We start from the raw sequence: 24,087 nt of genomic DNA, 5'->3' as shown, positions 1-24,087 counted from the left end.
ACTAGTAATGTCAGAAAATCTATATTTGTCTGGCAAGCAGGAAAGTAACAGTCAGGGATTCGGGGTATGAAAATGCTCAAGACATTATCAGCTTCGGTTAGAGCAAACAGAAACGCCATGATCTCGCATCTGGCTGTATATTTCCTTATCTTTTCGCTCGCTGGATGCCAGGCACCATTGCGTCTTGCCCCTGATGCCAGACTTCCGGATGGCAGTGTCTATGAAGGTGAGGTTGTCGATGGCTTGTTTGAAGGTCAGGGCACGCTGCGCTATGACGATCAGGAATACTATCAGGGTAATTTCGAAAACGGCCGCTTTGAGGGAAAGGGCGAGCTGGCTAGCAACAAATGGCGCTATGTCGGGTATTTCTCCGAGGGGCATTTTGAAGGTTACGGTGAGTTAACTACGCCAAACGGTGTCTACAAGGGTGAGTTTTCCGACGATATGTTTAACGGAGAGGGTATTTTTACTCATCCGGACGGTTCGTCAATTGAGGGAACCTTCAAGGACGATGTGCCTGTCCATGCGAGTGCTAGCGCGCCTGGAGAATCGTGGCGATACGAAGGGGAGTTTGAAGACTGGCTCTGGAATGGACAGGGAACCTATCACGATGAAGAAGGTGGTGTTTACGAAGGGCTATTTGAGCAGGGTGAGATAGTTGAGGGCAGCTACAAGCGTGAGGGGAATACCTATCGCGGTGGCTTCAGTGGCTGGTCTTTCCATGGTGAAGGTGAGTATCAATCTCTGGCAGGAATTCACTATAGCGGTGAATTTGAGTACGGAAGCTTCCATGGCCAGGGCGTTCTGAGCAAGGCCAATGGTAGTCGTGTCGAAGGTGCCTTTGAGTACGGCAGACCGAAAGGTGTTGTCACCTATACCAAGGTAGATGAGGAAACCGGCAAGAAGACCATCCGAAAGGGAACATGGTATCGCGGTGATTTTGTGGAAGAGGGCGAGCCATCGCCAAAAGAAGTGCGCCAGCAAGTGGTGCAGAAGATTCTGGATAACGATAGCGATCGTCTCCGCCGGGCGATTGATGCGATTCCTGCACAACGGCCGGGCCACCAGGATGTTTACTATTTGATTGTTGGGGGAGACGCTAGCGATGACGTTTTTCCCCGCGATATTGATGTTGCCAAGAGGGTATTACAACAAAAGTATGGCGTGGGTGACCGAGGCATTATTCTGCTCAATAGTCGGCATTACGAGCGCTATCCCCTGGCGACAACGACTTCTATTGCCAAGGCATTGCGGCGCCTTGGTGAAGTGATGGATCCTGACGAAGATCTGCTGTTTGTCCATATGGCGAGTCACGGCGGGAAAGGCGGTGACTTTGCGTTAAAGGCTCCGGGAATGCTGTTGCCAGACCTCATGCCTGCGGATTTTCGGGCCATGCTGGATGCTGCGGATATTCCTCGAATGGTAATGGTGTTGTCTGCCTGCTACTCAGGACAGTGGATTGACAGCCTTGCAACGGACAGCAATGTCATTCTGGCTTCTGCGCGTTGGGACAGAACATCATTCGGCTGTGGCGATAGCTCGGAGATGACCTGGTTTACGCGTGCGGTGTACCTGGATGGCGCATTGGCGCTGAATGATATTTCCGCATTTTCGGAAACGATTTCGTCGCTGATTGAAGGGTGGGAAGTACAAGAAGGGTTCGAGAATGAACAGCGCTCTGAGCCACAATTTCATATCGGTGACAACTTCTCTGGATTTTGAAGATGTCGCGATAATGTCGGTCATGTCTCCAATTTTTCACTCGCGTCTGCTTTGGTAAATGGGAGGCCTGGCCGCCGGTGGCACCGGTGGTCATGATCGTTAAGACTTTCCAGGGATATATATGAACTATATAAAGTTATTGCTTACTCTGATGTTTGCTTCGGTGCTTGTTTCCTGTGCTAGCTGGGAAGGAGGAACCTACAAACCGATGCAGGAGGACTTTGATAAAATTCGATTAGATCATCTGCTTCAGATTGATTTGGCGGTCAAGGAATATAAAAAGCAAAAGGGATATTATCCGTATGAGGATCAAGGTCTTAACACTCCGATAATGATCATCATACAAACGCCTGAGCAAGAGAAAACGCATGGTGGCAATGTGCCAATACATATGAGTTTGGAGTTGCGTATGGAGAATGGCCTTCTGCCTGAGCCAAAAATGCCAGCCATAATGCATAGTACCGAAGAATTTGAGACGGAGCTGTCTAGCGTTTTCGGTGAGGGAACGATCTTGCCTAAGGATCCGCAGAAAGTGCCTGTGAATAAGCCTTCGGTGTACATTTATACCATCTACAAGGGGGTGTATGAAGTTACTGGGTTTCTGCATCATAAGTTGGGAATTGCGCGGCCTATGGCGCAATTCGCAAACAAGATCACTATTAGTAATAAGTCGCTACCCCAGCAATTTATATGGACTGCCGACCAGGTCATGAGCGATGAAGAGGTTAAGGCATTTGTGGCTGAGCCATTCAACAGGGGTGGATACACAATGAAGTTGGCTATATAAAAATTCACAACATAGAAGCAGAGCGCGATTAGATATCAGGTCTTGCTTCGAGCATTTGAATCCAATTTCCAATATTCAATACCGGATCCTGACTTTCGGAAATCGCACCGGGCACTCTGACGAGCACAGGAGCGACGCTGCTACGGATAGGGTTTAAACTCGCAGATTGTCCAGTGCACGATTGAGGTTGTTACGGGCGGGTGCTTCCAGTTTCTCCCTTAACTCTGGCGTGTGATAAATTACCCCCTGATCGAGAAAACTCTGTAACACCGCACCGCGCCCTTTTCGAAACGCCTCCTCCGGCACAAAGGCATATTCCTGCCGAATCCACCCTTCATAACGGTCATACAGTTCGGCATCCGCCCCCAGAATACTCAGATCAATATCCTGCAGCAGGGCCATGTCCGCATCAGTGGGTGGGTGCGGGTGAATGGTGGCGAGGATAAGGGCGTGGACGCGATCTTTCTGATGCTTTGTGAGTGTGCTGTCTTCGAAATGCTCGGCGAACCAGTCAGCGCTGCGGGCTTCGTTGTCACTGGCGCGGGGATCGTAGATCACGTCGTGCGCCCAGAGGGCCAGTTCCATGGTCAGCGGATCGTCGGCCAGGTGACGGTAGTAGTCCAGCCACTTCAGGCAGGCGGCCACATGGTCGAGGGTGTGGTAGTGGCGATGGGGTTCGCTGTAGAGGGCGGCCAGTTGTTGCCAGATGGCATCTGGCTCGGGCAGCAGCGGGGCGATGTTGGTATCCCAGCGCTCTTTCAGTACAGATATGGTGGTCATCCAGTTTTCTCAAAACGTCTGGCGAGGAGATCTACTTTATCAGGAGAGTGAGGTTGGCGGGTTATTTAGCCAGCCTGCCCAGATGGGTAATCGAATGGATCTCAATGCACTCAAGTCCTTTCAGTATGGTGCTTCCCCGTTAGAGTGAGTCGAGGAACGGAATAATCTGAAGGCGTAGAGCAAAAAACCTGTCTGAGCGGAGCGAGTCTTTTTTGCGTCCTCCAGATTATGAGTACCGGAGTGTGCCTGCGGGGCAGGCCGAACGGAGTCGGGGTGACGGGGAGTCCTGAGGGGGAGCCAGTTCCCGCTTTGGGCCCGTCCGGCGAGGACAAACACCTTTATCGGAGCGATGAATTAGCCAGTTCGTGATATGCCATCCAAGTGAGTGCCACCATCACCTCAGATTCGCCATGCAAGCATAGCTTCTACAAGTGAGCGCACAGGAGGGCGAACTAGCCCGCTTCCTCAAACGGCTTCCCCTCCTCATCCACAAACCGTACATCCCGCACAGTCAGCGGCAACCCCTGCTGATTCTGCACAATAACCGGCGCCAACGGCTCACCCGTCTGCCGATCCACCAGCTGCATGCTGTCCTGTGCTCCGTTCCAGCGTTCACTCCACTGGCGCAGGGCGGTAACCACGGTGAACAGGTCGCGGCCCTTGTCGGTGAGGCGGTATTCGTAGCGCTTGCCGTGCTCGCCCACATCCACGCGCACCATCACGCCGTTCTCTACCAGGCGGGAGAGGCGGTTGCAGAGGATGTTCTTGGCGATCCCCAGGCTGTTCTGGAAGTCCACATAGCGTCGGGTGCCCAGCATGGCCTGTTTCACGATCAGCAGGGACCACCAGTCGCCGACCTCATTGAGGGCAGAGGCAACGCAGCATCCCATTTCGTCAAAGCGTTTACGTGTCATGGGGGTAGTGTACGTCAGAATGGTTGCAAAACGAAACCAAATAAGGTTTCATCGTGAAACCAAATTATGTGGCCGGGCGTTTCCCGGCTGACAGAAGCGCTGATTCTGTTGATTTTTTTAAGACGAGATTCGGGAGAGCCCCCTATGAGCAGTTCACTGGATAGCCTGTTGCGTCCTTTTGAGCACAAATCACTGAAGCTGCGGAACCGGGTGGCCATGGCCCCCATGACCCGCACCTTCTCTCCGGGCTATGTGCCCAATGATGAAGTGGTGGGTTACTACCGCCGCCGCGCCGAAGGCGAGGTGGGGTTGATCATCACCGAAGGCACCTTTGTGGGCCACAAGGCCGCCAACGGCTACGAGCGGGTGCCGGCTATCTATGGCGATGAGGCCATGGCGGGCTGGAAGAAGGTGGTGGATGCCGTGCACGAGGCCGGTGGCCAGATCATTCCGCAGCTGTGGCATGTGGGCGCGGTGCGCAAGGCAGGCATCGGCCCGGATAAGGATGTGCCCGGTTATTCCCCGTCGGGCCTGTTCAAGCCTGGCAAGGAAAATGGTCATGCCATGACCAAAGAGGACATCCAGGACGTGATCCAGGCCTTTGCGGAGTCCGCCAAGGCTGCCAAAGAGGTGGGGTTTGATGGCGTGGAGATCCACGGCGCCCACGGTTACCTGCTGGACCAGTTCTTCTGGGAAGGCACCAACCAGCGTGATGACGAATTCGGCGGTTCCATCGAGAACCGGGCTCGCATCGGCGTGGAGATCGTCAAGGCGGTTCGCGAAGCAGTGGGTGAGGACTTTGCCATCGTGCTGCGCTTCTCGCAGTGGAAGCAGCAAGACTATGATGCCAGGCTGGCGCAGAACCCGGAAGAGCTGGAGCGCTTCCTGATGCCGTTTGTGGAGGCCGGTGTGGATGTGTTCCATGCCTCTACCCGTCGTTTCTGGCTGCCCGAGTTCGAGGGTTCTGATCTGAACCTGGCCGGCTGGACCAAGAAGATTACCGGCAAGCCGACCATTTCTGTGGGCAGCGTGGGCCTGGACGATGACTTCCTGAACAGCCCCCAGGGCATGGGCGGTACCGCCAACCCGGCGGGGTTGGACGAGCTGGAGCGCCGCATGGAGAACGATGAATTCGACATGATCGCGGTGGGCCGTGCCCTGCTGCAGGACCCGAACTGGCTGGTGAAGATGCGTGAGGGCAAGGAAGACGAGATTACGCCGTTTACCAAGGCGGCGCTGGGTAGCCTCAGCTAACCTTCGCTCCACCAAAAAAGGCGCTCTCTGGAGCGCCTTTTTTATGGCTGCGAAACGGTTTATTCCTCTGTCTGATCTTCCAGCGACTGGTTGATGGCCAGGGCGATCAGGGTGCAGATGACGCCGGAGAGCAGGTACACGGTGACCGACAGCAGGCCGAATTTGGCGGACAGGCCCAGGGCCACCAGGGGCGCGAAGGCGGCGCCGAACAGCCAGGCGAAATCGGAGGTGAGGGCGGCGCCGGTGTAGCGGAAGCGCGGGGCGAAGTTGGCGGTCACGGTGCCGGAGGCCTGCCCGTAAGAGACACCGAGCAGGGCAAAGCCGAGCAGGATAAAGGTGTCCTGCATCACCGGGCTACCGCCCAGCAGCAGCGGGGTGAGCAGGCTGAACACGCCGATCATGGCCGCCAGGGCGCCCACGGTGGTGCGTTTGCCGATGCGCGCGGCGATCCAGCCGGAGCCGATGGTGGCCAGAATGCCCACGAAGCCGCCGACGATTTGCACGGTGAGTACCTGGGCCGTGGTCTGGGAACCCTGAAAGGCGATCCAGGACAGCGGGAAGATGGTCACCACATGGAACAGGGCATAGCTGGCCAGAGCCGCGAAAGAGCCGATGAAGATGTTGTAGCCCTGCTCGCGGACCATTTCGGTGGTGCGGATGGGCTCCAGGGATTTCTCCTGCATGGCTTCGGTGTATTCCTCACCCAGCACCAGGCGCAGGCGGGCAAACAGAGCCACCACATTGATGGCGAAGGCCACGAAGAACGGGTAGCGCCAGCCCCAGCCGAGGAAGTCGGGGGCGCTGAGGCTGTTATAGAGATACAGGAACAGGGCGCTGGCAATCACGAAGCCCAGCGGCGCACCCAGCTGGCCGATCATGGCGTACCAGCTGCGCCGTTCCTTCGGAGCGTTCAGGGCCAGCAGGGAGGGCAGGCCATCCCATGAGCCGCCGAAAGCCACGCCTTGCATAATGCGCAGCAGGGCGAGCAGGGCGATGGCGTAGCCACCAATTTTTTCATAACCGGGCAGGAAGGCGATGCCGGCGGTGGCGGTGCCCAGCAGGAACAGGGCGGCGGTGAGTTTTACGCCGCGGCCCCACTGGCGCTGAATCCACATGAACAGGGCGGTGCCAAAGGGGCGTGCCACGAAGGCCAGAGCGAATAGCGAGAAGGAGTAGAGCATGCCTTGCAGCTGGCCGGTGAAGGGGAAGAACAGCTGCGGGAAAATCAGTACTGAGGCGATGCCGTAGACGAAAAAGTCGAAATACTCTGAGGTACGGCCGATGACGACGCCAACGGCGATCTCGTTCGGGGCCACGGATGCCGGCCCGGAATGCGCCGCGTGAGCCTGTAGAGTGTGTGACATGAAGGAGCCCTTACTCTGCGTTATTGTTGTCTGCATTGATCCAGATCTACTTAGGACTTTAAGCCGATGGGACAAAATGTCCAATACCGACTACCCCATTGCTTGGCTAGAGTGCCGACCATATCCCTTAAGCCAACAGAAGTACGCCAATGCAAATAGCCAAATTTTTGCGTGGGGTGGTGTTGACCCTGCTGGCAGCCGCACTGCTAACCGGCTGTGACACAGTGGTAATGTCCCCGTCTGGAGACATTGCCATGCAACAGCGTGACCTGCTTGTCTGGGCCACCATCCTCATGTTGCTGGTGATTGTGCCGGTGATCGTGTTGACCCTGTGGTTCGCCTGGCGCTACCGCGAGACCAATGAGGACGCCACCTACGCGCCTGAATGGACCCATTCCACCGTGCTGGAGCTGGTGATCTGGTCGGTGCCGCTGCTGATCATCATCGCCCTGGGCGCCATGACCTGGGTGGGTACCCACAAGCTGGACCCCTACCGTCCGCTGGACCGCATTGATGCGCAGACCCCTGTGCCCGCCGATCTGGAGCCGCTCACCGTGGAAGTGGTGGCGCTGGACTGGAAATGGCTGTTTATCTATCCGGAACAGGGTATCGCCACCGTGAATGAGCTGGCGGCGCCGGTGGATCATCCGATCCGCTTCAAGATCACTGCCTCCACCATGATGAACTCGTTCTTCATCCCCGCGCTGGCCGGGCAGATCTATGCCATGGCGGGAATGGAAACCAAGCTGCATGGCGTGATTAACGAGCCGGGCGTGTACAAGGGCTTCTCCGCCAACTACAGCGGTGCCGGCTATTCCCATATGAAGTTTGATTTCCACGGCCTCAGCGAAGCGGACTTTGACGCCTGGGTGGCGAAGGTGAAGGCCAGCGATCTGAGCCTGGACCGTGACACCTACCTGGAACTGGAAGTGCCGAGTGCCAAGGTGCCGGTGATGCTGTACGCCGACGTGGATCCGACCCTGTACCACGGCATTCTCAACCGTTGTGTGGCGCCGGGCACCGTGTGCATGGAAGACATGATGTACCACAGTGGCATGGGCCAGCACGGCGGCCATCACGGTGAGGCAGAGGCTGGCCACGAAGGCCAGGACCACCATGAAGGTAGCCATGCCAGCCACGGCGAGCATGGAGGCCACCATGACTAACACCGAACTCCAGACCACATACGCAGTAGGTGCCGCCCATGTTTGAGAGCCTGGACCTGACCAAGCTGATCTTTGGTCGCCTGACCTGGGATGCGATCCCGTTCCATGATCCGATCATCCTCGCCACCTTTGCGGTGGTAGCGGTGGGCGGTGTGGCCATGCTGGCCGCCATTACCCGCTACAAGCTGTGGGGCTACCTGTGGAACGAGTGGTTCACCACCATCGACCACAAAAAGATCGGCATCATGTACATCATTCTTGGCCTGGTAATGCTGCTGCGCGGCTTTGCCGATGCCATCATGATGCGTTTGCAGCAGGCGCTGGCCTTCGGGGATTCCGCCGGCTACCTGCCGCCGGATCACTACGACCAGATCTTCACCGCCCACGGTGTGATCATGATCTTCTTCGTGGCCATGCCGCTGGTGACCGGGATCATGAACTACCTGATTCCGCTGCAGATTGGCACTCGCGATGTGGCGTTTCCGTTCCTGAACAACTTCAGCTTCTGGATGACCACCGCTGGCGCCGTGCTGATGATGATGTCCCTGTTTATTGGTGAATTTGCCAAGACCGGCTGGCTGGCCTATCCGCCGCTATCGGGGATATTGCAGAGTCCCGGGGTCGGGGTGGATTACTACATCTGGTCGCTGCAGATTGCCGGTGTGGGGACCTTGCTGTCGGGCGTGAACCTGCTGGTGACCATCGTCAAGATGCGTGCGCCGGGCATGAGCCTGATGAAGATGCCGGTGTTTACCTGGACTTCCCTGTGCACCAACGTCCTGATCGTGGCCGCCTTCCCGGTGCTGACCGCGGTACTGGCCATGCTGTCCATGGACCGCTACCTGGACACCGCCTTCTTCACCAACGATCTGGGCGGCAACGCCATGATGTACGTGAACCTGATCTGGATCTGGGGTCACCCGGAGGTGTACATCCTGATCCTGCCGGTGTTCGGTATCTTCTCCGAGATCGTGGCTACCTACAGCCGCAAGCCGCTGTTCGGTTACACCTCCATGGTCTACGCCACCGTGGTGATTACCGTGCTGTCCTACCTGGTATGGCTGCACCACTTCTTTACCATGGGCTCGGGGGCCAGCGTGAACTCGTTCTTCGGGATCACCACCATGATTATCTCGATCCCCACCGGGGCGAAGATTTTCAACTGGCTGTTCACCATGTTCCGTGGCCGCATCAAGTTCGATGTGCCGATGCTGTGGACCGTGGGCTTCATGGTGACCTTCGTGATCGGTGGTATGACCGGGGTGTTGCTGGCGGTACCGCCGGTGGACTTCGTGCTGCATAACAGCCTGTTCCTGATCGCGCATTTCCATAACGTGATCATTGGTGGTGTGCTGTTTGGCCTGTTTGCCGGTATTACCTACTGGTTCCCGAAGGCGACCGGATTCAAGCTGGACGAGTTCTGGGGCAAGATTTCCTTCTGGTTCTGGCTGATCGGTTTCTACTTCGCCTTCATGCCGTTGTACGTGCTCGGCCTGATGGGCGTGACCCGTCGTGTCAGCCACTTCGAAGATCAGTCCCTGCAGATCTGGTTCCAGATTGCCGCCTTCGGTGCGGTACTGATTGCGGTGGGCATTGCCGCCTTCCTGATCCAGCTGGTGGTGAGCTTCAAGCGCCGCGAAGCGCTCAAGGATGAAACTGGTGATCCGTGGGATGGCCGCACACTGGAGTGGTCTACCTCTTCGCCGCCGCCGCCCTACAACTTTGCCTTCACCCCCCGAGTGCACGATCTGGATGCCTGGTGGCAGATGAAGCAACACGGTTTCCAGCGCCCTGAATCCGGCTTTATCCCGATTCACATGCCCAAGGGCACCTGGGCGGGCATCGTGCTCTCCGGTATCAGTGTGGTGGTCGGCTTTGCCCTGATCTGGCACATGTGGCTGCTGGCAGGCGTGTCGTTCGTGGCCCTGATCGGCACGGCGATTTACCACACCTTCAACTACGACCGTGACTACTACATTCCGGCGGAAGAAGTAGAGCGGATTGAAGCAGAACGTACACGGGTGCTTGCCAATGTCTGATAACACCATGACTGCTGCTGTGAATGACAGCGACCAGAAGGCCCCGCTGGAATTTCTCGTCAAGGGGGAACACCACCCCCAGAACGGTACCCTGCTGGGTTTCTGGCTCTACCTGATGAGCGACTGTCTGATCTTCGCTTGTCTGTTTGCCACCTATGGTGTGCTTGGCCGCAGCTATGCGGGTGGGCCCACCGGCATGGAACTGTTTGACCTGAACCTGATTGCCATCAACACCTCACTGCTGCTGGTGTCGTCCATCACTTATGGTTTCGCCATGCTGCAGATGCAGGCCAACCGGGTGAAGGGCACCATGTTCTGGCTGGCCGTTACCGGCCTGCTGGGCGCGGGTTTTCTCGGGCTGGAACTGTATGAGTTCCATCACCTGATTCACGTGGGCGCGGGCCCGCAGACCAGTGGCTTCTGGACCGCTTTCTTCGCGCTGGTGGGCACCCACGGTCTGCACGTGTTCTTCGGCATCGTGTGGCTGGTGACCCTGTTGTTCCAGTTGAAGAAGCACGGTCTGATTCCCGAGAACAAGCGTCGCGTCTTCTGCCTGTCCATGTTCTGGCACTTCCTGGACGTGGTCTGGGTGGGTGTGTTCACTTACGTTTACCTGATGGGAGTGCTGCCATGAGCGAGCATACACACGAGCATGATCATCACGATGATGACATCCCCCATGTTTCCCTGAAGGAATACGCCACCGGTTTTGTGCTGGCGGTGATCCTCACGGTGATCCCGTTCTGGCTGGTGATGGGCAATGTGTTCGAAAGCTCTGCCACTACCGTGATGGTGATCCTGGCGTTCGCGCTGGTGCAGATTGTGGTGCACATGGTGTACTTCCTGCACATGAACTTCCATTCGGAAGGCGGCTGGAACATGCTGGCGCTGATCTTCACGTTGATCCTGGTGTTCATCACTCTCGCCGGTTCGTTGTGGGTGATGTACAACCTGAACGTGAACATGATGCCGGGCATGATGGAATAGGGTTCCGGATGTTCCTGCTGTGGCAGCTTGCCTGGCAAGTCAGGTAATCGCTTGCAGGCAAGCTCCCACAGGTTCTTAACCCTTCCTCCTTCCCCTCTCCCCCCCACGTTTGAAGAGGCATGACCATGGCTCGTCGACGTTTTCTGACTTTCCTTTTTCTGCTGCTGACCGCCTTGGCCTTTGCCGGTTTTATGGCGCTGGGTATCTGGCAGGTGAAGCGGCTGGCCTGGAAGGAAGACCTGATTGCCCGAGTCGATGCGCGGGTGCATGCCGAGGCGGTCTCTGCGCCAGCGCGCGCTGACTGGACGACGGTGAATGAGGCCTCCCATGAATACCTGCATGTTGAAGTGCAGGGGGAATACCGGCCGGATGCGGTATCGCTGGTGGCGGCCGCCACGGAAGCCGGGCAGGGCTATTGGGTGATGGCACCGTTACAGCAGCCTGATGACAGCTGGGTGTATATCAACCAGGGGTTTGTGCCGCAGTCGGAACGGCAAGCGGCCCAGGCTGGTGCCTTCACGCCGGAAGGGGTGGTGTCGGTCTCTGGACTGTTGCGTATGAGCCATCCCGGTGGCGGGGTGTTGCGTGACAATGTGCCTGACGAGAATCGCTGGTACTCCCGCGATGTGGTGGCCATGGCCACCCAGAAGGGGATTGCACCGGTGGCTCCGTTCTTTGTGGATGCGCAAGCCTCAGGGGCCGACTTGCCGGTGGGTGGCCTGACGGTGATCCAGTTCCGCAACAATCATCTGGTGTATGCGATTACCTGGTTCGCACTGGCGTTTGGCATGGTGCTGGCGGCGGTGCTGGTGATTCGTCATCGCTGACGCTTTCACGCTGAAGCCGTTACACTTGGCGGCATGGATACCATGAGCACAACCGATTCTGCCAGCCGTCATCCCCTGTCTGCCCTGCGCAATGCCTTGAGCTCGGGCAGCGATGACGCCACTGGGCGCAAGAACCTTCAATTGCTGATCCAGCTGCGCTGGCTCGCCATGTTTGGCCAGTTCGCCACCATTCTGGTGGTGCATTTCGGGCTGAACGTGCCGCTGCCGGTGTCGAACATGCTGATCGTGTTGTTCGGCCTGCTGCTGTTCAATGCCTTGAGCGTGTTGCGCCTGCGCGCCCGTCGCCCCATCGGGAATACCGAACTGTTTTTCTCGCTGCTGGTGGACGTGGGCACCTTGACCATTCTGTTGTTCATGAGTGGTGGTGCCAGTAACCCCTTCGTTTTTCTGTTCCTGCTGCAGGTGATTCTCGGTGCGGTGTTGCTGGAAGCCTGGTCCACCTGGGTGATCCTGGTGGTGACCACGCTGTGTTTCGGCTGGCTGGCCTGGTACGGGCATCCGCTGCCGATGCCTCTGGACCATTCCAAGGGGCTGTTCAGTCTCTATATCGAAGGCATGCTGATCTGTTTTGTGCTGAACGGCGGCTTGCTGGTGATCTTCATCAACCGGATTAACCGCAACAAGCGTCAGCGCGATGAGCGTCTGGCGGAGCTGCGGCAGCGGGCGGTGGAAGAAGAACACATCGTGCGCATGGGGTTGCTGGCCTCGGGGGCGGCCCATGAGTTGGGGACGCCGCTGGCGACCCTGTCGGTGATTCTCGGTGACTGGAAGCACATGGCGCCGTTCAAGAATGATCCGGACATGGCCCAGGAAATTGCCGAAATGCAGACCCAGGTGCTGCGCTGCAAATCCATCGTAAGCGGTATTTTGCTTTCCGCCGGGGAGACCCGGGGTGAAGCCTCTGAGGAAACCACGGTACGTGAATTCCTTGATGAGCTGGTGGAGGAGTGGCGTGATACCCGGTCGGTGAAAGACTTCATCTACATGAATGATTTTGGCACCGATCTGCGCATCGTCTCGGATGATGCGCTCAAGCAGAGCATTCATAACGTGCTGGATAATGCTCTGGAAGCGTCACCGAACTGGGTCAGGCTGGATGTGCATCGTGAGGACGAGACCCTGCTGGTTTCCGTGACAGATCGCGGACCGGGGTTTCCGGAGGAGATGCTCGACAGCATCGGCCGGCCTTATCAATCCACCAAGGGGAGACCAGGCAGTGGTTTGGGACTGTTTCTGGTGATGAATGTACTGCGTACCCTTGGTGGTAATCTGCGCGCCCGCAACCTGGTGCAGGGCGGAGCGCTGGTGACCTTGTCACTGCCCCTGAACACGGTCACGCTGGAAGAGGAGGGCTGATATGTCTGACGCCATCGAGAATGAAGAGCGCTTGTTATTGATCGTGGAAGACGATGAAGCGTTTGCGCGCACTCTTGGCCGTTCCTTCGAGCGGCGTGGTTACGCCGTGGTCACTGCGGATAGCCACGAGGCCATGGAAACGGTGCTCAAAACCCACAACCCGGGTTACGCGGTGGTGGATCTCAAGATCAAGGGCGAAGCCTCAGGGTTGGCCTGCGTGCAGACGTTGCATAAGCACAACCCCCAGGCGCTGATTGTGGTGCTGACAGGGTATGCGAGCATTGCGACTGCGGTAGAGGCGGTGAAACTCGGTGCTTGTCATTATCTGGCCAAGCCTTCCAACACCGACGATATCGAAGAGGCTTTCCAGCGTGCCGAAGGCACCACCGAGGTGGCACTTACCGCCCGTTCATCAGATCTGAAAACGCTGGAGTGGGAGCGTATTCACGAGACCCTGGCCGAGACCGGCTTCAACATTTCCGAAACCGCCCGCCGCCTTGGTATGCATCGCCGCACCCTGGCGCGCAAGCTGGAAAAACAGCGAGTCAAGTAAAGCAATTAATAGTTAACAGTGAATAATTAATAGCTAAATTCAAAGGCAAAAGCTTTTTCGCCTGCAGGCAGGCTCCCACAGGGGGCGGCATTTAGCTGTAGGAACGTAGCGTAGCGGAGTAACGCACGTAGTGCGGCCCGAGCCTCGGCGAGGTACGGATTCCAGAGAAGCGAGTAACGCGTTTCGAGTTGCGAAGATCTCAAAACTTCCAGAATGAGCGAGGTGTTTTGCCTTTCGAAACTCGTTTCTCGCAACTCGAAACTGCTTTTCTCGCTGTCGCTCGGTTCGACCAGGCCAGCAGGGCACCTACAAAAAAATGGTCGTTCGTCGAATTGCTGTCATGTCATTCGACTAGCTATGGATAGCCACTCATCTCAAGGAGAGAATCATGTCCAGTCTTTCGATTAACCCTTATCTGAATTTCGCCGGGAATTGCCGGGAGGCCTTCGACCTGTATGCCAGGGTGCTGGAAGCCCCGGTGTCGTTTCTGATTACCATGGGCGAATCGCCGATGGCGGATCAGGTGCCAAAAGAGATGCATGATCGCATCTGCCACATCTGCCTGCAGCGCGATGGTCTGACGCTGATGGGTTCAGATTGCCCTCCGGATCAATATGAGGCCCCGCAGGGCACCATCATCAATATCGGTGTGGAAACGGCTGAGAAGGCTGAAGCGGTATTTGCCCAGTTAAGTGAAGGGGGGCAGATCACCATGCCCCTGGAGGAAACCTTCTGGGCAAAACGGTTTGGGATGTGTGTGGATCGGTTCGGGGTGCCGTGGATGGTGAATTGCGATAAGCCCATGCCCTGACAGGCGCAGGCAATGTCAGAGCAGGTGCTTGCTCCTGCGTGAGTTCGTATACTCATCGCTATGAGCCAGGCACCTGCTTCCGACAATGGCATTTTCTTGTGGATGACCTATCAGGCCATGACCCGTGCTGGTCTGGACTGTGCGGCCATCTTTGCCAGTATTGGCATGCCGGATGAACCCCCAGACCAGTCCGAACGGCGTATCAACTCTCCGCAACAGCGCTTCTGGGGAGCAGCCCAGCAGGTGAGTGGTGATCCCCATATCGGTCTTCATGTTGGCGAGTTGATGCCTCCCTTTCGGGGGCAGGTGCTGGAGTACCTGTTCCTTTCGAGTTCGACGTTTGGCGATGGGCTGCAGAGGGCGTTGCGCTATAACCGCCTGATGACCGATGCCTTGCAATTGCAGCTCCGTATTGAAGGAAACGAGGCTGTGCTGTCCGGGCTGGAGCATACCGAGCGGCATTATCTGGAGTGTGCCACGCTTATCGTGCTGCGTTTTTTGCAACAGGTCAGCGATGGAGAGTTTCGCCCCCGCAGGATCACTTTCCGCCATGCTCAGGGTGCGCCGGAAGAGGAATACCTGCGGGCGTATGGATGTCCGGTAAGGTTGTCCTCTGAGGAAGGGGCGCTGTATTTCGATGCTGCCTTGCTGGCCCGTTCCTCACTGGCGGCGGAGCCTGAATTGCTGCGTGTCCATGAAAAGCTGGCAGCTCAAAAGCTGGAGGATCTGGCGCGTCAGGATTTTCTCCATACTGTGGAACGCGAACTGGGTGGATTGCTTGAACAGGGCGAAGCATCGTTGAATCACCTCGCTGAACGACTGGGGCGTACCCCGCGTGCCTTGCGCAGTGAGCTCTCTGCTCTGGGTACCACCTTCAAGGAGGTGCTGGCCGGATACCGTGAACGTTTGGCTCGACGACTGTTGGCGCGCACCAGCGAGCCCATTGACCAGATAATTTACCTGACAGGCTTTTCTGAACCTGCGGCATTTACCCGAGCTTTCAAGCGCTGGACCGGGGAAACTCCCTCCGCTTTCCGGAAGCGTATGCATGGAGACAACGCGGTTTTTTGATCCTGCTGACAGTGTTGTCCCCGCTCAACGATCAAAGAAGTTGTCAATTTGTGCGGCATGATGAGGCTTCTTTCATCGTTAAGAGGGTTCTTTCATGCTCGGTTTTCCTGTTGCCTTGCTCACGGCAAATGCCTTTGAGTGGTATGCCCATAAAGTGTGGCTCCATGAATATCCCCGCAAGCATCGCAATAGCCCCTTTTTCAGTCATATTCGCCATCACAAGCGTGTTCGGCTAAATGGCTTTGAAGATGAGCACTACAAGGTTCCGATGTTGCAGGATCAGGAAATCTTTAATGAGAAGGTGGCGTTGATAGGTCTGTGCGCCGTATTCACTCCCACCGTAGTTGTGGCCCCGTTTTTTACGGCAGGCATTTACTACTCCGCATGGCAGTACTGGAGTAAGCACAGCAAGGCTCACCTGGAACCGGAGTGGGCAAGAACTCGTCTGCCATGGCATTACGATCACCATATGAATACCCACCAGGATGCCAACTGGTGTGTCACGCGGCCATGGTTTGATTACATCATGGGCACCCGGGTGATTGGGGAAGACAGCGTTGCAGAGACGAACATGTTGGGGATGGCGTTGCCAGACTGGGTAGAGCGGCCACTGAATAAACTGGCCTACCGACTGCTGCCGGGGACGTTCCAGCGCCTGGACTCCAACAGGAGCAACGAAGAGGGGCGGCGACAGCGTGGAGACGTCAAGGAGATCGCAGCCTAGACGCCTGCTTGCCTAGTGCAGGCGCTCCTGGGGTGGGGTGTAGCGGTGTGGGGGAAGGTCTACCCGTTGCACCATGCCGCCCATGACGATGGTGTGGCCCTGATAACGTTCGCCGCCGGTGACGGTGAATTCGAACCGGTAGATACGGGTGATGCGCAGCTTGCCGTGGCTGTCCCGTTGCAGAGTCAGACGCTCCATTCCGACGGTTTCATCGAGAAACTCCAATTCTTCCCGTTCACAGTATTTACGTGTGTAGGCCAGCGCCCGTTCGCGGATACCGTGGGCGCGCCAGAACAGGGCGGCAATGATCACTACCGTGGTTACCAGAAAAATATCGGTTAGATCCAGATTCACCGCGAGGCTCCCGGCAGGCCACCAAACAGGCTCAGCCATTGGGCTTCACTGAGGTTGTCCAGGGTATCCATGTTGCGCTCGGGAATGGCTTCCGGGTCCGGGTAGCTGGCCAGCCCCTGTTCCAGGCTGTCTTCGCGCAGCAGGTGCAGGATCGGGAAGGGCGCGCGGTTGGTGTAGTTGCTTGGGTCGTCCACTTCGGTATCGGCAAATTGGTAAGCCGGGTGGAAACTGGCGATCTGAAAAGTGCCGACCCAGTCCTGCTGTTCGAGCAGGGCATCGGCCAGATCCAGCACGTCGTTGTAGTCGTAAAAGTCTTCCAGCTGATCCGGGATGATCAGCAGGGTGGTGTCGATGGTGCTGGCGGGGGTGGTGGCCAGCTTCTCCAGTTCGTCGTAGAGATCCTGCAGCAGGGTTTCCACGTTGCGGCTGTCGGTCACGGCAAAACGCACTTGGCCCTTCTGGAAGGGCTTGCGGGCGAAGGGGCACAGGTTCAGGCCGATCACCACCTGTTCCAGCCATTGGCGGGTCTGGTTGATGTAGCGGGTTTTTTCCACGTCGTTCATGCAGTGAGGCGCTCTAAAAGTGTCGCAGGGCTTGTGCCCGGTTTGTGGGAGCTTGCAGGCATATTCTGAAGGGCTCTGCGAGCTCCTGCAGGAAGTGTCAGTCCGGTATTGCTATGTCATCGCCCACTCGCACCACACCGGTGGACAGGATCTCGCAGCGCAGGCCTCCTCGGCCCATAAAGGACTGGATTATGCGGGTGGGGGTGAGCTCACCGGCCAGCAGTTTGCCCACCACCGAGCAGGGCTCACACAGTTCGATGCCGCGTACCCGCACGGGGCCGACCATGAATTCCCGGCCCTCCAGAGCGTTCAGATCCACGCCGGTGGTGACAATGTTTCGGCGCAGCTGGTGTGGTTGGACCTCCTGACCAAACTCTTCGTTGAAGGCATCCACGGCTTCATGCTCGATCAGGGTGAGCTGCTCTTCCGGCTTGGTGTTTCGCTTGCAGTGTCGGTCGCCGACAATACCGCAGCCGGCACGCAGTTGTACCGCTTCGTGGCCGGTCATGGGGCCGCGGGATTCGTCAGCGGTGTAAAGGGCAACAATATTCATGGTTTGGGAGCGCCGGATGCCGGATGCCGGATCCAGACGCAAAAACATCCGGTTGAAATTCTGTTGTCTAGTTTACATGAGAGCGGGGGCGGCTGAATTCAATCTGTACGGTAAATTTGGCTTGCTGTGGGCTCCCAGTGAAAGGGGGGTGAATCAGGCATCCGGCGTCTGGCGTCCCGCGTCCACATTGACTACAATTTTAGCCATCTACTTCGTTTGAGAAAGGACGTCCCCCTTGGACTGTGCCCCGATCAACAGCTTTGCTTTCCTGTCCGCACCTGCCAGCTGGCGATGGTGACGCTCTCCCTGTGTCTGCAGTAATGCACTGACACGCCCCTTTTGCTTCATTTTTCTCTACAATCTGCGTTCTCGATATCGGCCTGCCGAGAAAAGGTCGGATAAGGAAAAACCATGTCACCACAAGAACTGGATCGTTACGCCCAGCAGGGCTACACCCGTGTCCCCATTGTCCGCCCGGTGCTGGCGGATCTGGACACGCCGCTAACGGCATACCGCAAACTGGCCCAGGGGCCTTACAGCTATCTGTTTGAATCCGTGCAAGGCGGTGAGCGCTGGGGGCGTTATTCCATTCTCGGCCTGCCTGCCTCCGAGGTGATTCGCATCACCGGCCAGAAGGTCTCGGTGAGCAATGCCGACGGCGACACCCATCTGGATGTGGAAGACCCGATTCGCTGGATCGAGAGCTACCGCCAGCAGTACCGCTCTCCGGAGCTGCCGGATCTGCCTCGTTTTAACGGCGGTCTGGTGGGGTACTTCGGCTATGACAGCGTGCGCTATTTCGAGCCTCGCCTTGGCCCTGCACCGGGTAAGGATGTGCTGGGTGTCCCGGATATTCTGCTGATGCGTTCAGAAGAAGTGGTGGTGTTCGACAACCTGCGTGGTGCTCTCTATCTGATCGTGCATGTGGACCCCACAGCCGAAGGGGCTGCGGAACAGGCGGAGGCTCGCCTGGAAGCCCTGGAAGAGAAGTTGCGCGCGCCGCTGCCGGAGCCAGAACATACCGTGTATGGCGATCCGGTGGACGAGAGCGATTTCCAGAGCGAGTTTCCTGAGGAGCAGTTCAAGGCCGGGGTGGAGAAGGTTCGCGAGTACATTCTTGCCGGTGATGTGATGCAGGTGGTACCGGCCCAGCGCATGAGCTGTCCGTTCAAGGCGCCGGCCATGGATCTGTACCGCGCCCTGCGTTACCTGAATCCGTCGCCCTACATGTTCTATCTGGATCTGGACGACTTCCATATTGCCGGTTCGTCGCCGGAAATTTTGGCCCGGGCCGAACAGGGTCGGGTGACGGTCCGTCCCATCGCGGGGACCCGGAAGCGCGGTGCCACTGCCCAGGAAGATCAGGCGCTGGAAGCCGATCTGCTGGCGGACCCCAAGGAGATCGCCGAGCACTTGATGCTGATCGATCTGGGCCGCAACGATGTGGGCCGGGTGGCGAAGCCCGGCAAGGTGAACCTCACCGACAAGATGGTGGTGGAGCGCTACTCTCACGTGATGCATATCGTTTCCAACGTGGAAGGCGAGTTGAAGGACGGCCAGGGGCCGCTGGAGGTGCTCAGTGCCACCTTCCCAGCCGGAACCCTGAGTGGCGCGCCGAAGATTCGTGCCATGGAAATTATTGATGAACTGGAACCCACCAAGCGCGGCATCTATGGCGGTGCAGTGGGTTACATCGGCTTTAACGGCGATATGGACACGGCCATTGCCATCCGCACTGCGGTGGTGAAGGACGAGCGGCTGTACGTGCAGGCGGGCGCCGGCATTGTGGCTGACTCGGTGCCCCAGTCCGAGTGGGACGAGACCATGAACAAGGCCCGGGCGGTATTCCGGGCGGTGAACCTGGCATTGGGTGGTCTCAACCTGGCAGACGGAGGGCAGCGGTAATGCGTGTCTTGATGATCGATAACTACGACAGTTTTACCTACAACCTGGTGCAGTATCTGCAGGAGCTGGGTGCCGAGGTGCTGGTGCATCGCAATGACCAGATTACCCTTGAAGAGATCGAGGCCTTGAATCCGGATCGCCTGATGGTCTCGCCGGGGCCTTGTACCCCCAACGAGGCCGGTATCTCCATTGCCGCCATCAAGCATTTCGCGGGCAAGCTGCCGATTCTGGGTGTGTGCCTGGGACACCAGAGCATCGGTCAGGCGTTTGGCGGCAAGGTGGTGCGGGCCCGTCAGGTGATGCACGGCAAGACCTCGCCGATCTATCACAGTGGCGTGGGCATCTTCCGGGATCTGCCGTCCCCCTACATCGCCACCCGCTATCACTCCTTGGTGGTGGAAAAGGACAGTCTGCCGGACTGCCTGGAGATCACCGCCTGGACCCAGAACGACGATGGCAGCATGGACGAGATCATGGGCATGCGGCACAAGACCTTGCCCATTGAAGGGGTGCAGTATCATCCCGAGTCCATCCTCAGTGAGCACGGCCATGCCTTGCTCGAGAATTTTCTGAAAGGAGAGCAAGGCGCATGAATATTCAGGAAGCCCTGGCCAAGGTGGTCGAGCAGATTGATCTGAGCGTGGATGAGATGCAGGACGTAATGCGCCAGATCATGACCGGCGGCGCCACCGATGCCCAGATCGGCGGATTCCTGGTGGCCCTGCGCATGAAGAGCGAATCTCTGGATGAAATTACCGGCGGCGTGCAGGTAATGCGCGAGCTGGTGACCGCAGTGCCGGTGTCAAACCGTCAGTATCTGGTGGATATCGTGGGCACCGGCGGCGATGGTGCCAACCTGTTCAACGTGTCATCCGCCAGTGCTTTTGTGGCTGCGGCAGCCGGTGCTCATGTGGCCAAACATGGAGGTCGTTCAGTGAGCTCCAAGAGCGGCTCAGCGGACCTGCTTGAAACGGCGGGTATTGCCCTGGACTTGACCCCGGAACAGATTGGTAGCTGTGTGGACAATGTGGGTGTGGGTTTCATGTTTGCCCCTAATCACCACAAGGCAATGAAGTACGCCGTGGGTCCGCGCAAGGAATTGGGTATGCGTACCCTGTTCAATATCCTCGGCCCGATGACCAACCCGGCCGGCGTGCAGCGCCTGGTGTTGGGGGTATTCAGCGAGAAGCTGTGCCGTCCCATGGCCGAAGTGATGGGGCGTCTGGGTGGTGAGCATGTCATGGTGGTGCATAGCAAAGATGGTCTGGATGAGATCTCCCTGGCCACTCGCACCCATGTGGCAGAGTTCAAGGACGGTGCGGTCAGCGAGTATGACGTGACCCCGGAAGATCTGGGGCTGGAATCCGCCTCCCTGGTAGGGCTTGATGTGGCAGATTCAGACAGCTCTCTGGCTCTGATCAAGGATGCCCTGGGCAAGCGCACTACCGATGCGGCTCACAAGGCCGCAGATATGATTGCCCTGAATGCCGGTGCAGCCATCTATGTGAGCGGGATTACCCGCACTCACAAAGAAGGGGTACGAATGGCCGAAGACCTGATACACAATGGGGAGGCAGGAGAGCGCATGCGCGAGCTGGCCCAGTTCAGCACCGCCCTCAAGGCTGCCGATTAGGGCCTGTTCGCCCTAATTCCGTGACCCCTGTTGCGGTCCAAAATGCGCCAATCTAGGCGCGAGGAGAGATGTTTGGTGTCTCCAAATGAACGACGAGCAACAACGAGTGGCGCATTTTGGGCCGCAACCCGAAGGGCTGGGCCATTTTTCCGCCCAGTCGCGCCAACCGTTACTTATGTAGAGCAACTACACCGCGCAACGGGTGGCGCGACTGGACAAAAAAATGGCTCCAGCAGGGGCCACGGAATTAGGGTGAACAGGCCCTCAGGAGAGCCGTTATGAGCACAGGGACCATTCTCGACAAGATTATTGCCCGCAAGCAGGAAGAGATAGCGGCGGGCAAAAACAACTACACGCTGGGTGATCTGCAATCCATGGCAGCAAACCAGGGCAAGCCCCGTGGTTTTGCTCGTGCCTTGTTTGACCGGGTGCGTGACCACCAGCCGGCGGTGATCGCCGAAATCAAGAAGGCGTCCCCCAGCAAGGGCGTAATTCGTGATGATTTCGATCCGGTGGCCATTGCGCGCAGTTACGAACAGAACGGTGCGGCCTGTCTGTCGGTGCTCACCGACCAGGACTTTTTCCAGGGGCACGACGATTACCTGCGTGCCGCCCGCAATGCGGTGGAGCTGCCCGTGATCCGCAAGGATTTCATGATTGATCCCTGGCAGATCTTCGAATCCCGGGCCATGGGCGCTGATGCGGTGCTGCTGATTGTGGCGGCCCTGTCCGATGCCCAGCTGGAGGAGCTCAACCACGCCGCCCAGCAAGCAGGCTGTGATGTGTTGGTGGAAGTGCATACCGAGGAAGAGCTGGACCGGGCGGTGAAGCTCAATGCCGAGCTGATCGGCATCAACAACCGCGACCTGCATACCTTCGAGACCAGCTTGGATACCACCCTCCGCCTGTCTGAAAAAGTACCGGGGGACCGGATGATCATCACCGAAAGCGGCATCCACACTGCCGCCGACGTGAAACTGATGCGCAGCAACGGCATCCATTCGTTCCTGGTCGGTGAGGCGTTTATGCGGGAAGAGGATCCCGGGGCGGCGTTAAAGGCGATGTTCTTTAGTTAATAGTTAATAATGAACAGTTAATAGCTGCGCGGGATGCGTGGGTGGTGGCTGATCGCAAAGAGGCCGCGTCCAGACTCTGGATGCGGCCTTGTTGTTTCAAGGAGCGAAAATGACAACTAAGTCACCGCAGGAATGTCTGGGGATGGAGGATATTCGTGCTGAAATTGATCGTCGGGACCGCGACATTATTGCCTTGCTGGGCGAAAGGGCAGGTTATGTTCATGCAGCGGCGGCCTTCAAGACCAGCGAAGATGGCGTCAGGGCCCCCGAGCGCTTCCGCAGCATGCTGCAGGCCCGAAGAGAATGGGCGGAGCAGGAAGGGCTGGATGCGGATATGGTCGAGAAGCTGTACAGGGACCTGGTGGAGCACTTTATCCAGCGGGAAATGGCGGCTTTTAAAGGAGGTTAATAGTTAATAATGAATAATTAATAGCTGTGCGGGACGCGTGGGTATTGGCTTACAGCATAGAGGCCGCGTCCAGACTTTGGATGCAGCCTCTTCGTTTCTACGAAGCCGCCGTAGGAGCCCAGCTTGTCTGGGCGATCCGAGCATTGGCGAGGTAGGGTTGAAGGCCGTGACAGGTGTCTCTACCGAATCCCTGTCTGCCAGGAATGCCTGGTCGCGCCCCGGATGATGCCGTGCTTCGCACGGATCGCCTAGGCAAGCTGGGCTCCTACGGTGGCTTGAAGGAAACGTTTGTACAAACAAAGAGGCCGCACCCGGATTCCGGGCGCGGCCTCTTCGTTTTCAGATCAGAATGGTGCCGATCCGCGACGCTGTTAACTGCCTTTCAGCGGGTGCCGTAAACCACCATGGTCTTGCCTTTCACGGATACCAGACCCTGTTCTTCCAGGTTCTTGAGTACCCGGCCCACCATTTCGCGGGAACAGCCGACGATGCGGCCGATTTCCTGGCGGGTGACCTTGATTTGCATGCCATCGGGATGGGTCATGGCGTCGGGTTGCTTGCACAGGTCCAGCAGGGTGCCGGCCACACGACCAGTCACATCCAGGAAGGCTAGGTCGCCCACCTTGCGGGTGGTGGCGCGGAGGCGGCCGGCAATCTGGGCGGAAACCGCAAACAGGATGTCGGCATCTTCACGGGCCAGCTGCTTGAATTTAGCGTAGCTGACTTCTGCAACCTCACACTCACTTTTGGCTTTTACCCAGGCGGACCGGGACGGATCGTTCTCGAACAGCCCCATTTCCCCAAAGAAGTCGCCTTCATTAAGGTAAGCCATGATCATTTCGCGGCCATCATCATCTTCGATCATGACGGTCACGGACCCCTTCAGAATGTAATACAGCGCATCTGATTCGTCCCCAGCGTAAATGATAGTGCTTTTTGCTGGATACTTCCGACGGTGGCAATTGGCCAGGAAGTGATCCAGATTTGGAATAATTTTGTTGCCTTCAGTCATGAGCACTCAGTCTAAAGCCAGAAAAATGTCTTAGCTAATAAGATCAAGGATATTGCCTGTTTTTATGGGTGATGCCAAGGGAACTGGCTCTCACTCTCAGTTTTCACGGGCTTGGCGGTAGCAACGGTGGGATAAGCCCCTCCCAAAAGGGGGGGCTGAGGCTGAAAAGAGGGGGCGTACGGTGACGAAAAGGGGGTGGCGCGGCC

The 24,087-nt window shown here is 57.5% G+C and carries 25 protein-coding genes; 18 read left to right on the top strand and 7 right to left on the bottom strand.

What is annotated here, in order from left to right:
* The first annotated feature begins 66 nt into the window (after positions 1–66).
* A complete protein-coding gene (locus Y5S_RS11210) occupies positions 67–1,722 on the top strand; it encodes a C13 family peptidase (RefSeq protein WP_081939737.1) in 1,656 nt (551 codons plus the stop codon).
* Positions 1,723–1,843: 121 nt separating this feature from the next.
* On the top strand, positions 1,844–2,509 hold the full coding sequence (locus tag Y5S_RS11205) for a hypothetical protein (RefSeq protein ID WP_035233040.1): 666 nt from the start codon (positions 1,844–1,846) through the stop codon (positions 2,507–2,509).
* Between the two features lie 153 nt (positions 2,510–2,662).
* Here Y5S_RS11205 and Y5S_RS11200 read toward each other — a convergent pair whose 3' ends face one another.
* Together Y5S_RS11200 and Y5S_RS11195 are read right to left on the bottom strand one after the other, a co-directional pair.
* Complete coding sequence (locus Y5S_RS11200; protein WP_035233039.1) at positions 2,663–3,289, bottom strand: HD domain-containing protein; 627 nt, start codon at positions 3,287–3,289, stop codon at positions 2,663–2,665.
* A 452-nt stretch (positions 3,290–3,741) separates the two neighbouring features.
* A complete protein-coding gene (locus Y5S_RS11195) occupies positions 3,742–4,203 on the bottom strand; it encodes a winged helix-turn-helix transcriptional regulator (protein WP_035233038.1) in 462 nt (153 codons plus the stop codon).
* Positions 4,204–4,347: 144 nt separating this feature from the next.
* Between Y5S_RS11195 and Y5S_RS11190 the strand changes: the two genes are divergently transcribed.
* Complete coding sequence (locus tag Y5S_RS11190) at positions 4,348–5,457, top strand: NADH:flavin oxidoreductase (protein ID WP_035233037.1); 1,110 nt, start codon at positions 4,348–4,350, stop codon at positions 5,455–5,457.
* A gap of 59 nt (positions 5,458–5,516) precedes the next feature.
* Here the strand turns inward: Y5S_RS11190 and Y5S_RS11185 are convergent, their stop codons facing one another.
* Positions 5,517–6,821: an MFS transporter gene (locus Y5S_RS11185; protein ID WP_035233035.1), complete on the bottom strand. Its 1,305-nt coding sequence runs from the start codon at positions 6,819–6,821 to the stop codon at positions 5,517–5,519.
* A gap of 149 nt (positions 6,822–6,970) precedes the next feature.
* On the opposite strand from Y5S_RS11185, the gene cyoA reads away from it, so the two are divergent.
* The 10 genes from cyoA (at position 6,971) to Y5S_RS11135 (ending at position 16,376) form a co-directional block, all read left to right on the top strand.
* Entirely contained in the window at positions 6,971–7,987 is a 1,017-nt protein-coding gene (gene cyoA / locus Y5S_RS11180; RefSeq protein ID WP_035233033.1) for a ubiquinol oxidase subunit II, read from the top strand.
* A gap of 38 nt (positions 7,988–8,025) precedes the next feature.
* Positions 8,026–10,026, top strand: a complete 2,001-nt coding sequence (cyoB, locus tag Y5S_RS11175) for a cytochrome o ubiquinol oxidase subunit I (RefSeq protein ID WP_035233031.1) — start codon at positions 8,026–8,028, stop codon at positions 10,024–10,026.
* Positions 10,019–10,660 carry a cytochrome o ubiquinol oxidase subunit III gene (gene cyoC, locus Y5S_RS11170; RefSeq protein ID WP_035233030.1) on the top strand — a complete coding sequence of 214 codons (642 nt, stop codon included), beginning with the start codon at positions 10,019–10,021 and terminating at the stop codon, positions 10,658–10,660. Before cyoB ends, cyoC begins: the two co-directional genes overlap by 8 nt.
* A complete protein-coding gene (gene cyoD, locus Y5S_RS11165) occupies positions 10,657–11,013 on the top strand; it encodes a cytochrome o ubiquinol oxidase subunit IV (RefSeq protein WP_035233029.1) in 357 nt (118 codons plus the stop codon). The genes cyoC and cyoD overlap by 4 nt, the downstream gene beginning before the upstream one ends.
* A 125-nt stretch (positions 11,014–11,138) precedes the next feature.
* Positions 11,139–11,840 carry an SURF1 family protein gene (locus tag Y5S_RS11160; protein WP_231552671.1) on the top strand — a complete coding sequence of 234 codons (702 nt, stop codon included), beginning with the start codon at positions 11,139–11,141 and terminating at the stop codon, positions 11,838–11,840.
* Positions 11,841–11,882: 42 nt separating this feature from the next.
* Positions 11,883–13,217 (top strand): ATP-binding protein, encoded by a 1,335-nt coding sequence (locus tag Y5S_RS11155; RefSeq protein ID WP_035233027.1) that lies wholly within the window; start codon positions 11,883–11,885, stop codon positions 13,215–13,217.
* Position 13,218: 1 nt separating this feature from the next.
* Positions 13,219–13,770 (top strand): response regulator transcription factor, encoded by a 552-nt coding sequence (locus tag Y5S_RS11150; RefSeq protein ID WP_035233026.1) that lies wholly within the window; start codon positions 13,219–13,221, stop codon positions 13,768–13,770.
* Positions 13,771–14,158: 388 nt separating this feature from the next.
* Entirely contained in the window at positions 14,159–14,581 is a 423-nt protein-coding gene (locus tag Y5S_RS11145) for a VOC family protein (protein ID WP_035233025.1), read from the top strand.
* 60 nt (positions 14,582–14,641) lie between these two features.
* Positions 14,642–15,652 carry an AraC family transcriptional regulator gene (locus tag Y5S_RS11140; protein WP_035233024.1) on the top strand — a complete coding sequence of 337 codons (1,011 nt, stop codon included), beginning with the start codon at positions 14,642–14,644 and terminating at the stop codon, positions 15,650–15,652.
* Positions 15,653–15,746: 94 nt separating this feature from the next.
* Complete coding sequence (locus Y5S_RS11135) at positions 15,747–16,376, top strand: sterol desaturase family protein (protein ID WP_035233023.1); 630 nt, start codon at positions 15,747–15,749, stop codon at positions 16,374–16,376.
* A gap of 12 nt (positions 16,377–16,388) precedes the next feature.
* Here the strand turns inward: Y5S_RS11135 and Y5S_RS11130 are convergent, their stop codons facing one another.
* The 3 genes from Y5S_RS11130 to Y5S_RS11120 form a co-directional block, all read right to left on the bottom strand.
* A complete protein-coding gene (locus Y5S_RS11130; RefSeq protein ID WP_035233022.1) occupies positions 16,389–16,730 on the bottom strand; it encodes a DUF3301 domain-containing protein in 342 nt (113 codons plus the stop codon).
* On the bottom strand, positions 16,727–17,293 hold the full coding sequence (locus tag Y5S_RS11125; RefSeq protein WP_035233021.1) for a DUF1415 domain-containing protein: 567 nt from the start codon (positions 17,291–17,293) through the stop codon (positions 16,727–16,729). Before Y5S_RS11125 ends, Y5S_RS11130 begins: the two co-directional genes overlap by 4 nt.
* 97 nt (positions 17,294–17,390) lie before the next feature.
* Positions 17,391–17,894, bottom strand: a complete 504-nt coding sequence (locus tag Y5S_RS11120; protein WP_231552670.1) for an MOSC domain-containing protein — start codon at positions 17,892–17,894, stop codon at positions 17,391–17,393.
* A gap of 363 nt (positions 17,895–18,257) precedes the next feature.
* Here Y5S_RS11120 and trpE point away from each other — a divergent pair, with 363 nt between their 5' ends.
* The 5 genes from trpE (at position 18,258) to Y5S_RS11095 (ending at position 22,869) form a co-directional block, all read left to right on the top strand.
* A complete protein-coding gene (gene trpE, locus Y5S_RS11115) occupies positions 18,258–19,751 on the top strand; it encodes an anthranilate synthase component I (RefSeq protein ID WP_035233020.1) in 1,494 nt (497 codons plus the stop codon).
* A complete protein-coding gene (locus Y5S_RS11110; RefSeq protein ID WP_035233019.1) occupies positions 19,751–20,344 on the top strand; it encodes an anthranilate synthase component II in 594 nt (197 codons plus the stop codon). Before trpE ends, Y5S_RS11110 begins: the two co-directional genes overlap by 1 nt.
* Complete coding sequence (trpD, locus tag Y5S_RS11105) at positions 20,341–21,384, top strand: anthranilate phosphoribosyltransferase (protein WP_035233018.1); 1,044 nt, start codon at positions 20,341–20,343, stop codon at positions 21,382–21,384. The genes Y5S_RS11110 and trpD overlap by 4 nt, the downstream gene beginning before the upstream one ends.
* Positions 21,385–21,662: 278 nt before the next feature.
* Positions 21,663–22,460 (top strand): indole-3-glycerol phosphate synthase TrpC, encoded by a 798-nt coding sequence (gene trpC, locus Y5S_RS11100; protein WP_035233017.1) that lies wholly within the window; start codon positions 21,663–21,665, stop codon positions 22,458–22,460.
* Positions 22,461–22,569: 109 nt separating this feature from the next.
* Positions 22,570–22,869 carry an isochorismate lyase gene (locus Y5S_RS11095; protein WP_035233016.1) on the top strand — a complete coding sequence of 100 codons (300 nt, stop codon included), beginning with the start codon at positions 22,570–22,572 and terminating at the stop codon, positions 22,867–22,869.
* Positions 22,870–23,251: 382 nt separating this feature from the next.
* On the opposite strand, the gene crp is transcribed toward Y5S_RS11095, so the two are convergent.
* Positions 23,252–23,881: a cAMP-activated global transcriptional regulator CRP gene (gene crp, locus Y5S_RS11090; RefSeq protein WP_035233015.1), complete on the bottom strand. Its 630-nt coding sequence runs from the start codon at positions 23,879–23,881 to the stop codon at positions 23,252–23,254.
* Positions 23,882–24,087: the final 206 nt, after the last annotated feature.

This window comes from Alcanivorax nanhaiticus (assembly GCF_000756665.1).
In the GTDB taxonomy this organism is placed as follows: Bacteria; Pseudomonadota; Gammaproteobacteria; order Pseudomonadales; family Alcanivoracaceae; genus Alcanivorax; species Alcanivorax nanhaiticus.
Note: the sequence above shows the minus strand (reverse complement) of the source record. Positions and strands in the feature narration are given on the sequence as shown.

What these genes read in the sequence shown, in the direction of transcription:
- Y5S_RS11210 (WP_081939737.1), top strand. Translation starts at nt 67, where the DNA reads ATGAAAATGCTCAAGACATTATCAGCTTCGGTTAGAGCAAACAGAAAC.
- Y5S_RS11205 (WP_035233040.1), top strand. Translation starts at nt 1,844, where the DNA reads ATGAACTATATAAAGTTATTGCTTACTCTGATGTTTGCTTCGGTGCTT.
- Y5S_RS11200 (WP_035233039.1), bottom strand. Translation starts at nt 3,289, where the DNA reads ATGACCACCATATCTGTACTGAAAGAGCGCTGGGATACCAACATCGCC.
- Y5S_RS11195 (WP_035233038.1), bottom strand. Translation starts at nt 4,203, where the DNA reads ATGACACGTAAACGCTTTGACGAAATGGGATGCTGCGTTGCCTCTGCC.
- Y5S_RS11190 (WP_035233037.1), top strand. Translation starts at nt 4,348, where the DNA reads ATGAGCAGTTCACTGGATAGCCTGTTGCGTCCTTTTGAGCACAAATCA.
- Y5S_RS11185 (WP_035233035.1), bottom strand. Translation starts at nt 6,821, where the DNA reads ATGTCACACACTCTACAGGCTCACGCGGCGCATTCCGGGCCGGCATCC.
- cyoA (WP_035233033.1), top strand. Translation starts at nt 6,971, where the DNA reads ATGCAAATAGCCAAATTTTTGCGTGGGGTGGTGTTGACCCTGCTGGCA.
- cyoB (WP_035233031.1), top strand. Translation starts at nt 8,026, where the DNA reads ATGTTTGAGAGCCTGGACCTGACCAAGCTGATCTTTGGTCGCCTGACC.
- cyoC (WP_035233030.1), top strand. Translation starts at nt 10,019, where the DNA reads ATGTCTGATAACACCATGACTGCTGCTGTGAATGACAGCGACCAGAAG.
- cyoD (WP_035233029.1), top strand. Translation starts at nt 10,657, where the DNA reads ATGAGCGAGCATACACACGAGCATGATCATCACGATGATGACATCCCC.
- Y5S_RS11160 (WP_231552671.1), top strand. Translation starts at nt 11,139, where the DNA reads ATGGCTCGTCGACGTTTTCTGACTTTCCTTTTTCTGCTGCTGACCGCC.
- Y5S_RS11155 (WP_035233027.1), top strand. Translation starts at nt 11,883, where the DNA reads ATGAGCACAACCGATTCTGCCAGCCGTCATCCCCTGTCTGCCCTGCGC.
- Y5S_RS11150 (WP_035233026.1), top strand. Translation starts at nt 13,219, where the DNA reads ATGTCTGACGCCATCGAGAATGAAGAGCGCTTGTTATTGATCGTGGAA.
- Y5S_RS11145 (WP_035233025.1), top strand. Translation starts at nt 14,159, where the DNA reads ATGTCCAGTCTTTCGATTAACCCTTATCTGAATTTCGCCGGGAATTGC.
- Y5S_RS11140 (WP_035233024.1), top strand. Translation starts at nt 14,642, where the DNA reads ATGAGCCAGGCACCTGCTTCCGACAATGGCATTTTCTTGTGGATGACC.
- Y5S_RS11135 (WP_035233023.1), top strand. Translation starts at nt 15,747, where the DNA reads ATGCTCGGTTTTCCTGTTGCCTTGCTCACGGCAAATGCCTTTGAGTGG.
- Y5S_RS11125 (WP_035233021.1), bottom strand. Translation starts at nt 17,293, where the DNA reads ATGAACGACGTGGAAAAAACCCGCTACATCAACCAGACCCGCCAATGG.
- Y5S_RS11120 (WP_231552670.1), bottom strand. Translation starts at nt 17,894, where the DNA reads ATGTTTTTGCGTCTGGATCCGGCATCCGGCATCCGGCGCTCCCAAACC.
- trpE (WP_035233020.1), top strand. Translation starts at nt 18,258, where the DNA reads ATGTCACCACAAGAACTGGATCGTTACGCCCAGCAGGGCTACACCCGT.
- Y5S_RS11110 (WP_035233019.1), top strand. Translation starts at nt 19,751, where the DNA reads ATGCGTGTCTTGATGATCGATAACTACGACAGTTTTACCTACAACCTG.
- trpD (WP_035233018.1), top strand. Translation starts at nt 20,341, where the DNA reads ATGAATATTCAGGAAGCCCTGGCCAAGGTGGTCGAGCAGATTGATCTG.
- trpC (WP_035233017.1), top strand. Translation starts at nt 21,663, where the DNA reads ATGAGCACAGGGACCATTCTCGACAAGATTATTGCCCGCAAGCAGGAA.
- Y5S_RS11095 (WP_035233016.1), top strand. Translation starts at nt 22,570, where the DNA reads ATGACAACTAAGTCACCGCAGGAATGTCTGGGGATGGAGGATATTCGT.
- crp (WP_035233015.1), bottom strand. Translation starts at nt 23,881, where the DNA reads ATGACTGAAGGCAACAAAATTATTCCAAATCTGGATCACTTCCTGGCC.